The 9,976-nt window shown below is 75.3% G+C and carries 8 protein-coding genes; 1 reads left to right on the top strand and 7 read right to left on the bottom strand.

What is annotated here, in order from left to right; genetic code table 11:
• Positions 1-190 precede the first annotated feature (190 nt).
• The 7 genes from ACTMS0_RS21595 to ACTMS0_RS21565 all read right to left on the bottom strand — a co-directional run bounded on the left by ACTMS0_RS21595 (position 191) and on the right by ACTMS0_RS21565 (position 7,597).
• Positions 191-1,117, bottom strand: a complete 927-nt coding sequence (locus ACTMS0_RS21595) for a PfkB family carbohydrate kinase (protein ID WP_441157050.1) — start codon at positions 1,115-1,117, stop codon at positions 191-193.
• 222 nt (positions 1,118-1,339) lie between these two features.
• Positions 1,340-2,164, bottom strand: a complete 825-nt coding sequence (locus ACTMS0_RS21590) for a MerR family transcriptional regulator (protein WP_441157049.1) — start codon at positions 2,162-2,164, stop codon at positions 1,340-1,342.
• 76 nt (positions 2,165-2,240) lie between these two features.
• A complete protein-coding gene (locus ACTMS0_RS21585) occupies positions 2,241-3,851 on the bottom strand; it encodes an asparagine synthetase B family protein (protein WP_441157048.1) in 1,611 nt (536 codons plus the stop codon).
• A gap of 4 nt (positions 3,852-3,855) precedes the next feature.
• A complete protein-coding gene (locus tag ACTMS0_RS21580) occupies positions 3,856-4,824 on the bottom strand; it encodes a DUF5715 family protein (protein ID WP_441157047.1) in 969 nt (322 codons plus the stop codon).
• Positions 4,825-4,936: 112 nt separating this feature from the next.
• Entirely contained in the window at positions 4,937-5,758 is an 822-nt protein-coding gene (locus ACTMS0_RS21575; RefSeq protein ID WP_441157046.1) for an isocitrate lyase/PEP mutase family protein, read from the bottom strand.
• Entirely contained in the window at positions 5,755-6,768 is a 1,014-nt protein-coding gene (locus ACTMS0_RS21570; protein ID WP_441157045.1) for a cytochrome P450, read from the bottom strand. The genes ACTMS0_RS21575 and ACTMS0_RS21570 overlap by 4 nt, the downstream gene beginning before the upstream one ends.
• A gap of 82 nt (positions 6,769-6,850) precedes the next feature.
• Positions 6,851-7,597, bottom strand: coding sequence for an ArsR/SmtB family transcription factor (locus ACTMS0_RS21565; RefSeq protein WP_441157044.1), 747 nt, complete (start codon positions 7,595-7,597; stop codon positions 6,851-6,853).
• A gap of 130 nt (positions 7,598-7,727) precedes the next feature.
• On the opposite strand from ACTMS0_RS21565, the gene ACTMS0_RS21560 reads away from it, so the two are divergent.
• Positions 7,728-9,944 (top strand): family 43 glycosylhydrolase, encoded by a 2,217-nt coding sequence (locus ACTMS0_RS21560; RefSeq protein WP_441157043.1) that lies wholly within the window; start codon positions 7,728-7,730, stop codon positions 9,942-9,944.
• The last annotated feature ends 32 nt before the right edge of the window (positions 9,945-9,976 follow it).

The following is a 9,976-nucleotide window of genomic DNA, read 5'->3' as shown; positions in this document are numbered from 1 at the left end:
TCATGAAGTCGTCCTCCGTCACCGCGCCGAGGCTACTGCCTGCTCGACACCATGAACGTTCGTGGTCAAGGCACTAGAGCGGCCGTACCACCGGGTCCGGCTCCCCTCGCGGGGGCCGGGCCCGGTCGCGTCCGGGGTCAGGGCAGCGCCACCGGGCGTGCCACCGCCGCACCGTCCGTTGCCGCGCCGGTCAAGTGGGGATGCGGTCGAGCTGGCGGCGGATCGCCTGCGGATCTAGCTCCGGGCGCCCGCCCGGGTGCCCGACCGTGGCGCCGGCCGCCGCGACCGCCAGCCGCGCGGCCCGGTCCCGCGACTCGCCGCGCAGCAGGGCGTGGGTGAACGCGGCGACGAAGGCGTCCCCGGCGCCCGTGGTGTCGACCGTCGGCGTGTCGCTCAGGGGCAGGAACAGCTCGCCGTCGGGCCAGGCGAAGGCGTTGCCCACGCCGGACACCTCGGTCGCCGCCAGGGACGGGCCCCGCCGCACCACCGCCCGCCCCGCGGCCAGCCCCGTGTCGGCGTCCGTCGGCCGGTCGCCGGTTACCTGCTCGGCCTCTCGCGCGTCGGCCCGCAGCACGTCGGCCAGCGCCAGGAGGCCGTCGGCGGTCGGACCGGTCACCGCTCCGTCGAGGACCACCAGGCCACCGCCGTCCCGGGCGGTGCGCGCGGCCGCGAGAGCGGCGGCGGGTGGCTGCTGGAGCTGGACGAGGACGGCCCGCGCGGCACGCAGTGAATCGGCCGCCCACGCCACGTCGTCGGGGGTGACGAGCACGCCAGCGGGCAGGTCCTCCAGGTAGCGCCAGTGTCCCCGGCCGTCGACCACGTCCACGATCAGTCCGGTCCGGACGCCGGGCCGCCGCAGGACCGTCCCGACGTCGATCCCGTCGGCCCGGGCCTGGGCCAGCAACCGCTCCCCCACCTCGTCGTCCCCGGCCACTGCCAGCAGGCCCACCTCCGCGCCGAGCTGGGCCAGCGCGACGGCCTGGTTGGCGCCCTTGCCGCCGAGCAGTTCCCGCCGACGCCGCACGGGCGCACTGCCGCCCGCGTCCGGGACCTCGTCGACCAGCAGTACGAGGTCGCGGGCCAGTTGCCCCACCACCATCACGTCCGGTGCCGTCATGCGCTCCCTGTACCCGGCTCGTCGGCCCGCACTCCGGACCGTCCTTGTGGACCGCGTCCGCCGCGCTGGAGCAGCTAGTCGCCCGGATCCGCGCCGCCGGCAACGCGGATCCTGAGCCGCCCGTGTCGGCCCCGGCCGGAGCGGCCGGGACCGACGCCATCGGGCCGGGCGGCGACGCGGTCACCGCGCGGACGCCTCCGGTTGGTCGTCGACGCGCCGACCTCAGTCGCGGCGCACCGGCAGCTGGAGCTCGGTGACGCCGCCGGACGGGTCGTCGGCGCAGTACTCCACGTACAGCTCCCGGGCGTAGCCGTCCGCCCGCCAGCCGTTCTCCTCGATCCAGCGGGCCAGCACCTGCATGGTGCCTTCCACCTCGTCCATCGGCCCGTGGTGGATGACGGTGGCCGCCGCCGGCACCGCCGGCAGGTCGACGATCGCGAAGTCGCGGGCCCGGTCCGGGTCGACCGCGACGCCGACCCCGGCGTGCACGACGACCTGCTCACCGTCACCGGCGGGCTCGTACCAGGCCAGGCCGGGCCCGGTCGGCGGCACCCCGGCCGCCTCGAGCCGCCGGAACAGCTCCGGGTAGAGCGGCTGGATCACCGGGCTGATGTCCGGGGTCTCGTAGCTGCGTGCGACCGCCGTCAGCTCCGCGACGCGGACCGGCGGGATCTCCTTGAGTACGACGTCCTGGGTGGTCATGCGACCCTCCGTCTCGATGGTCCGGAGCCTCGCCTCGATCCCCGTCAGCCGGGCGGTGTCCGCCGCGACCTGCGCCTCCAGTTGGGCCCGGCGCAGCCGCAGCATGCCCCGCAGCTCGGCCACGTCGAGCGCGTCGTCGAGGATCACCTGCACCTGGGCCAGGGTGAGGCCGAGGTCCTTGAGGGCGATCACCCGGTTGAGCCGGCGCAACTGCTCGGCGGTGTAGTAGCGGTACCCGGTGTGCGGGTCGACGGCGGCCGGCCGGAGCAGGCCGATGCTGTCGTAGTGACGCAGCATCCGCACCGACACCCGGCCGAGCCTGGCGAAGTCTCCGATGGTGAACATGGTCCCTCCACGGTCGGCCCTGACACGGTGTCAGAGTCAACCCGTGGTTCCCGGTCACCCCGGAAGCGGCGCGCCGTCACCCCGGCAGCGGCGCGCCGTCCCCCCGGGTGCGGCGCGGCCCGACCAGCCGGCGCACCATCGGCACCGCGTTCCACTTCGCCGCGCCCACCAGGTCGCGGGCGTGTTCCAGCATCGTGTAGTCCGGCCGGGCCCGGCCGGCGGCGAGCGCCCGGTCCAGGTCGTTGCCGCAGCGGATGAGCACGCTGTCGAAGTCGCGGCGCACCGGCTCCAGCAGGTCGTAGCGGAAGGACCGGTGCAGCCGGGCGAAGAGCGGCTTGTACAGGCGGGCGCGCTCGTGCAGGCCGGAGGAGTACGACATCGGATTCTTCGGCCGGCGCCGGATATAGTCCGGCAGCAGGTCGGCGAACGCCCGGCGGACGATCCACTTCTCCTGGCCGTCGCGCATCTTCAACCCGACCGGCAGGCGCATCGCCAGCTCGACCACACTCAGGTCGAGGAACGGCACCCGGGCCTCCACGCCGTACGCCATGCTGGTCCGGTCGACCCGCTGCAACTCCGTACGGCAGAGATTGCGGATCCTGTGGAGGAAGAGCCGGCGGGCCGCCTCGGGCCCGACCTGGTGGTACATGGGGTAGCCGCCGAACAGCTCGTCCGAGCCGTCGCCGGTGAGCACCACCTTCACGCCGAGCTCGCGCAGTCGCCGGAAGAGCGGCACCGACACCACCGCGTTGATGATGTCGCCGTACTCGGTGAGCTCCGAGATGCGGATCGCCTCCCGGATCTCCGCCAGCCGGATGTCGCGCGGGCGCAGCTCCACCACCTCGTGCGGCACGCCGAGGTCCTTCGCCAGCCGCCGGGCGTACGCGACGTCGGGACTCTCCGGGACGCCGACGGTGACGGCGACGCAGTCCGGGTGCATCTCGCGCACGTGCAGCAGGGCGAGCGAGCTGTCCAGGCCCCCGGACAGCACCACCCCGACGGTGAGGTCGGTGTCCACCCGCCGGCGGATGCTGTCGGTGAGGGCGGCGCGGACGAGCAGGGCGGCCTCGTCCGGGTCGTCCACCGACGGCAGTCCGTCGCCCAGGGCGAGCAGGTCGACGTACGGGCGCAGCCGGACCGGCAGGTCCGTGTCCGCCCAGCCGTGGTGGCCGGGCGGCACCTCGCCGATCGGGGTGCCGAACCCGACCAGGGCCTTGACCTCGCTCGCGACGTGCAGGCACCCGGGGGTGCGCGTCCAGTACAGCGGCTTGACGCCGAGCGGGTCGCGCACCAGGTACACGCGGCCGCTGGCCCGCTCCACGATCGCGAAGGCGTACTCGCCGCGCAGCCGGGTGACCATCCCCTCGCCCCACCACAGGTACGCGGCGAGCACCACCTCGGTGTCGCTGGCACTGCGGAAGGGGTGCCCGAGCGCGGTCAGCTCCGCCCGCAACTCGTCGTGGTTGAAGACCTCGCCGTTGTAGCAGAGCACCCACGCCTCGTCGTCGGACACCCAGGGTTGCACCGCCCGGTCGCGGTCCACCACCGGCAGCCGACGGACGCCGGTGAGCAGGCCGGTCTCGTACCGGGTCTCGGTGACCTCGCCGCGCGGCTCCAGCGTGGCGAGCATGCGCCGGAAGATGGCCGGGTCGGCGTCGGGGCCGATACTGACCGTGATGCCGCACATCGGCTCAGACCCCCATCTCGGCTTCGTACGCCCGGCGCAGCCGGCGGCGCGCCGCGGGAGCGAGGCACAGGTGCCAGGCCTGTCCCTCGTCGACCACGTTGATCTCGCCGGCCCGTTGCCGGGCGAGCAGCAGCTCGGCCAGGGTGTCCCGGACCCCGAACCGCTCGAACCACTCCATCTCCACGTCCACCGCCCAGCCGAGGCAGTGCCCGCTGGGCACCATCGCCGCGTACCCGAGCCGGCGTAGCCGGTGCTGGTGCTCGGCGCTGCGGACGAGGCTGGTCACCCACAGTGGCGGGGTGGCGTCCGGCGTACGGGCGGTGAACTCCCGGCCGATGTCGTTGAGCAGCGCCACGACCTCCCGGCGGGCCCGGCGGAACAGCAGGCCGGCCGTGCGCGGGGTGGCGGTGGGGAAGACCCGGCGGCGCACCGCCCGCACGCCCCGGCCGAGTAGCGTGGCCGGCTGCTCCAGGTACCGGAAGCGCAGCAGGTCGCGCCGGCGCAGCCACTCCAGGTCGACCAGGTCCACACTGCCGTTGACCTGCTCGTCGGTGAGGTACGTGGGCGCGTCGCGCCACCACATCACGTCGATGCGGGACAGCAGGAAGATCCGGGCCAGGGCGGCGATGTCATCGGCCGAGCTGCGCTCGTTCGGCTGGTAGCGGGCCATCTCGAGCAGCAGCGTCTCGCGGGCGCCGACCAGGCCCTGCGGGGTGGCGTCGAGTACCGCGGCGAGGGCGGGTTCGCGCAGCCGCTGGTCGACCAGCACCTGCCGGGCGGCGATGCAGGAGGCCTCGGCGAGCGCGCCGATCTCGACCAGCAGGTCGGCGACGGCGGCGCGGTACGCGTCCAGGTCGGGCTCGGTCGCCGGGGTCCGGCGGGGCGATGCGGACGGTGCGTGCCGTCGGGCGGGCGCGGTGGGCGAGACGGGAGGACCGGGTTGCTGTCCCGGGCTTCGACTGGGCACGCGCATGGTCGGGTCCCCTCTCCCGTCACGGCATCGCGGTGTACGTCACCCTGTGTGACACCGTAATCGCGCGCAGCGGTCGAAGTCCGAACAATCCTCTTATCTCCCCCTCAAGGAGTCAGGACGTCCTCCCCGGCGCGAACGACTCCCCCGCGGACACCGGGCTCAACCGCTGCACCTCGGCGTACGAGGGCGCTTCGGACCGCGACGGCCGACCCGAGGCGGCGGTGTCCAGGGCGTCCAGGGCCGCGCCGAGCGCCGTACGGAACAGCAGCGATCCCGTGCTGACCCGGGCGACCCCGAGGTCGCCCAACTCACCGACCGAGGGTCCGCCCGGCCGGTACAGCACGTTCAGCGGCCCGTCGATCCCGGCGACGAGCACGGCGACGGTCTCCGCGTCGAGGACGCCGGGCACGAAGATGCCGTCCGCGCCCGCCGCCCGGTAGACACGTGCCCGGTGCAGGGTGGCCGCCAGCGGATCCGGGACACCGAGCCACCAGCTGTCCGTACGGGCGTTGACGAACAGCTCGGGCACCGCGGCCTTGACCGCGGCCACCTTGGCGGCGGTCAGCTCCGCCGGGGTGAGGGTCCCGTCGACGCCGCCGTCCTCGATGTTGACGCCGACCACGCCGAGCGCGGCCAGGTCGGTGGCGAGGTCGGCGACGGCTGACGGGTCGTCGGCGTATCCGCCCTCGATGTCGACGGTCAGCAGCACCGGCAACGGGCGGAGCAGCCGGGCCAGCCGGAGACTCTCGGCCCGGGTGGCCGCCGCCGCGTCGGGCAGGCCGGCCGCCGCGGCGACCCCGAGGCTGGTCGTCCCGACGGCCTGGTGGCCCCGGGCGGCGAACGCGGCGGCGCTCGCGTGGTCCCACGCGTTGGGCAGCAGCAGCGGCCGGGCGCGGTGGTGCAGGGCGTGGAAGGCGGCGCAGCGGGCGGTCACCGAACCTCCACCTCCAGCCGGATCGGGACGCGCAGCAGCGGGTGCGGTTCGTGGTCCTGCGGACCGGGGACGAGGCGGCAGCGGTGCCGCAGCACCTCCACCACGCCACCGGCCAGAGCGCGGGCGTGGCGTTCGCCCGGACAGCCGCGCGGCCCCGCCCCGAAGGTCATCGCCAGTTGCGGACGGCCGGGCACCAGGCGGTCCGGGTCGGCGACGACCGCCGGATCGCGGTTGGCGGCGTCGAAGCGGAGCAGCACCGGCTCGCCCGGTGCCAGGTGGCGGCCGGCCAGCCGGACGGGCACGGTGGCGACCCGCCGGGTCCCGCGTACCGGCGGGTCGAGCCGCAGCACCTCGGCCAGCAGCGCGGCGATCGACACGGCCGGCGGCGCCGCCAGCCCGTGCCGGACGGCCGCGCCGATCAGTCCGGCCGTGGCGTCGCACGCCTGGACCAGCAGGCCGAGCCGGTTCGCCGCCACCTCCGGCGCGGTCGGCGGCAGCATCGCCAGCAGCGCGGTGACCGCCCGGTCCGCCGCCACGATCCGCGGACCCTCGGCGCCCGGATGCCAGGCGGCGGCGACCGCCGTCACCGCGGGCACCGCCGCATCGGGATCGGCCAGGCCGAGCCGGGCCGCCAGCACCCGCAGCGGTACGCGCCGCGCGAGCGCGGACATCACGTCCAGCCGGTCGCCGGCCCCGTCGAGGACCTGGTGGGTCAGCCGGGCCGCTGCCGTTGTCAGCTCGTCCGGATCGAGCGCGGCGAGCGCGGCCAGGCCGATCGCCCGGCGGGCCGGATGCCGGTCCGCGGCGCTGAACCGGCTGACGGTGCTCCGCAGCCAGGCCAGCGTTCCCGGCGCGCCGGCATCGGCGACCGGGACCTGGAAGGCCGGGTCGGCGAGGACCGCGCACACGTCACCGTGCCGGGTCACCACCCAGCCGGTGTCGGGGGCGAAGGTGGGCGGGCCGCAGGCGGGAGTGCCGGGCAGCGGGGGGACGAGGAGATCGACGTTCACCACCCGACCGTAGGCGCCGATCTCTTCGGCGCCCGCCGAACCGTCCGCCCCGAAGCGGGGGCGGGCGGGTCGGTGGGCAGGGTCAGGCGCGGCCGCTGCCGTCCCCGGCCGTGGATGCGGGCGCGAGGTCGGCCGGAGACAGATCCAGCGCGGCGGCGAGCGCCGGTCCACCGGCCGGGGTCAGCCGGACGGCCCGGCCGCCGCCCCGGACCAGCCAGCCCAGGTCGAGGAAGCGGTCGCACAGCGCCGCGCCCAGCGCACCCGCCAGGTGCGGGCGGCGCTCGGTCCAGTCCAGACAGTCGCGCACCAGCGGCCGCCGTGTGGCGCGCAGTCGGGCCGCCGGCACGGCGAGGTCGGCGAGCCAGTCGTGGCCGATCGGGGTCAGCGCCAGCCCCGACGTGGCGTCGAGCAGGCCCCGGGCCAGCATCGCCTCCCGGAGCAGCACCCCGAGCCGGCCGGCCAGGTGGTCGTAGCACGTGCGGGCGTACGACAGGGCGGCGTCGGCCCGGGCGGCGCGCAACGAGCGGACGGGCACGGGCGTGGCGGGTGCATGCCCGGCGAGGTCCTCGACGAGCTGGGCCACCGACGGGCCGGCGAGCCGGACGTACCGGTGCCGCCCCTGCCGCTCCTCGGCGAGCAGCCCGCCCCGGACCAGCCGGGTGAGGTGGTCGCTCGCGGTGGACGGCGCGACCCCGGTCAGCCGGGCCAGTTCCCCCGCGGTCCACGCCCGGCCGTCCAGCAGTGCCAGGCAGATCCGGGCCCGGGTGTCGTCGGCGAGCAGGGCGGCGAGCCGGGCCAGGGCCGGGCCACCGCTTATGGCGGTGCTCATCCGCCCATGCTGGCACGGCGACACTTCGCCCCGCACCGACCTGTCACCAGCTCTTTACATCGTTGTATCCAACGTTGTAGAAACGGACGGAGTGACCCTCGTCGACATTCCCCCACCCGAGGCAGGTCTGATGGGACAACTCCGTCGTGGCGGCGCGATCGCCGCCACACTCGGTCTACTGCTCGCGGCGACAGCCTCCGTACCGGCGGCGGCCGCCCCCGAGCCCCGCTACGGCAACCCGGTGTCGGCCGGGTTCGCCGACACCTTCGCCGACCCCGTGATCGTGCGCGGCGAGGACGGCTTCTGGTACGCGTACGGCACCACCGACCCGCTGCGCGAGGGCGAGAAGCAGTTCCACCGCGTGCCGACCGCCCGGTCGGCGAACCTGGTCGACTGGACGTACGTGGGTGACGCCTTCGGCGCCGACCAGCGCCCGTCGTACGCCGCCCCCGGCGCCGGCTACTGGGCCCCGGACGTCCGCCGGATCGGCGACCGCTGGGTCATGTACGTGACGGTCACCGACACCACCGCCTCGCCCGACGGCGGTGACTTCGCGATCGGCGCGGCCACCGCCCCCTCCCCCACCGGCCCCTGGACCTTCGCCGACGAGCCCGTCGTGGCGCCCCGGCCCGGTGGAGGCGGTGGCTGGCTGTGGACCATCGACCCGAGCGGGTTCACCGACGTCGACGGCACGCGGTACCTCTACTACGGCAGCTACTACGGCGGCATCTCGGTCACCGCGCTCACTCCGGACGGGCTGCGGGCGGTCGGCGCGCCGACCCTGGTGGCGATCGACAACAAGTTCGAGGGCAGCTACGTGCTGCGGCGCGACGGCTGGTACTACCTCTTCGCGTCCACCGCCAACTGCTGCGCCGGCCCGGCCACCGGCTACTCCGTCCACGTCGGCCGGTCGCGCAGCCCGCGCGGCCCGTTCGTCGACCGGGACGGAATCCCGCTGGTGGCCTCCCGGGCCGGCGGCACGCCGGTCCTCACGCAGAACGGCAACCGCTGGATCGGCGTCGGGCACAACGGGTTCGTCACCGACCTGTCCGGGCAGGACTGGATCGTCTACCACGGCATCGACCGGGCGGACCCGTACCTCGACGAGCCGTTCGGCATCAACGAGCGGCCGATGCTGCTCGACCGGCTGGACTGGGTCGACGGCTGGCCCACCGTGAACGCGGGCGCCGGCCCCTCGGACGGGCCACGCCCCGCGCCGGTCACCGCCGGCCGGCTCGACGAACGGTTCGACGCCGCTCTCGCCGGCTGGCGGGGCAGCGGCGACTGGCGGGCCACCGGCGGGCGGTTGATCGGCAGCGGCGTCCTCACCAGCCGTACCACGCTCGGCGGGGACGTGCGGGCGGAGACCGACCTGCGGGTGGCGGACGCGGCCCGCGCCGGGATCGTCCTCGGCGGGCGGGTCACGGTCGAGGTCGACGCGGCGTCCCGCCGGCTGGTGGCCCGTGACGGCACCCGCACCGCGTCCGTCCCGCTGCCCGTGGGGTACGACCCGACCGACCCGGTCAACCTGGCCGTGGAGGTCCGCGGCCGGCAGCTCCTCGCCGAGCTGAGCCCGGCTCGCCTGGGCGACCAGCTCGCCACGGTGTCGCTCCGGCTGGACCGCCCGGTGGCCGCCCGACCCGCGCTCACCGCGACCGGCGGCGACGCCGAGTTCGACAACGTCAGCGTGGCACGGCTGCACCGGCCGGTGACCCGCACCGTGCCCGAGCCCACGGCCGGTCCGCTGCTGCCGGCGTACTCGGACGAGTTCGCCGACGGCCTCGACCCGGGGTGGACCTGGGTCCGCCCGGACCCCTCGGCGACCGTCTCCGGCGGCGCGCTGCGCTGGCCGGTGCAGGCCGCCGACCCGGTCGGCACCGGCAACACGGCGAGCGTGCTGCTGCGCGACGCCCCAGCCGGCGACTACGTGGTGGAGACGAAGGTGACGCTGGACCTGGGCGAGGAGACGGTCCGCAACTACCAGCAGGCGGGCTTGGTGGCGTACGTCGACGACGACCGGTTCGCGCGGCTCGCCCAGGTGGCGATCTGGAACACCCGTCAGGTGGAGTACGGGTACGAACTGCCCTTCGCCGGCCAGCCGGTCTACGGCGGCAACATCGTCGGCACCCCGGCCACCACCACCTGGCTGCGGCTTGCCCACCGGGTGGACCCGGCGACCGGGGAGCACGAGTTCCGGGCCGGTTCGAGCCGGGACGGCCGGAACTGGACGTGGGGTGGCGTGTGGACGTTCCCGGCCGACACCACCCCGCGGATCGGCCTGGTCGCCCACGGCGGCGCGACCCCCGCGGTGACCGCGGAGTTCGACTACCTCCGCTTCCACCGCTGAGATGAAAGGAAGGGTCCCCTGTTAACGCCTGG

The organism is Micromonospora sp. H33, assembly GCF_052068455.1.
Taxonomy (GTDB): domain Bacteria; phylum Actinomycetota; class Actinomycetes; order Mycobacteriales; family Micromonosporaceae; genus Micromonospora.
The sequence above is the reverse complement of the archived record's forward strand: the minus strand, read 5'-3'. Positions and strand labels throughout refer to the sequence as shown.

Bases quoted from the DNA above. Each gene is read 5' to 3' on its own strand.
- ACTMS0_RS21595 (WP_441157050.1), bottom strand. From the start codon at position 1,117: ATGACGGCACCGGACGTGATGGTGGTGGGGCAACTGGCCCGCGACCTC.
- ACTMS0_RS21590 (WP_441157049.1), bottom strand. From the start codon at position 2,164: ATGTTCACCATCGGAGACTTCGCCAGGCTCGGCCGGGTGTCGGTGCGG.
- ACTMS0_RS21585 (WP_441157048.1), bottom strand. From the start codon at position 3,851: ATGTGCGGCATCACGGTCAGTATCGGCCCCGACGCCGACCCGGCCATC.
- ACTMS0_RS21580 (WP_441157047.1), bottom strand. From the start codon at position 4,824: ATGCGCGTGCCCAGTCGAAGCCCGGGACAGCAACCCGGTCCTCCCGTC.
- ACTMS0_RS21565 (WP_441157044.1), bottom strand. From the start codon at position 7,597: ATGAGCACCGCCATAAGCGGTGGCCCGGCCCTGGCCCGGCTCGCCGCC.
- ACTMS0_RS21560 (WP_441157043.1), top strand. From the start codon at position 7,728: ATGGGACAACTCCGTCGTGGCGGCGCGATCGCCGCCACACTCGGTCTA.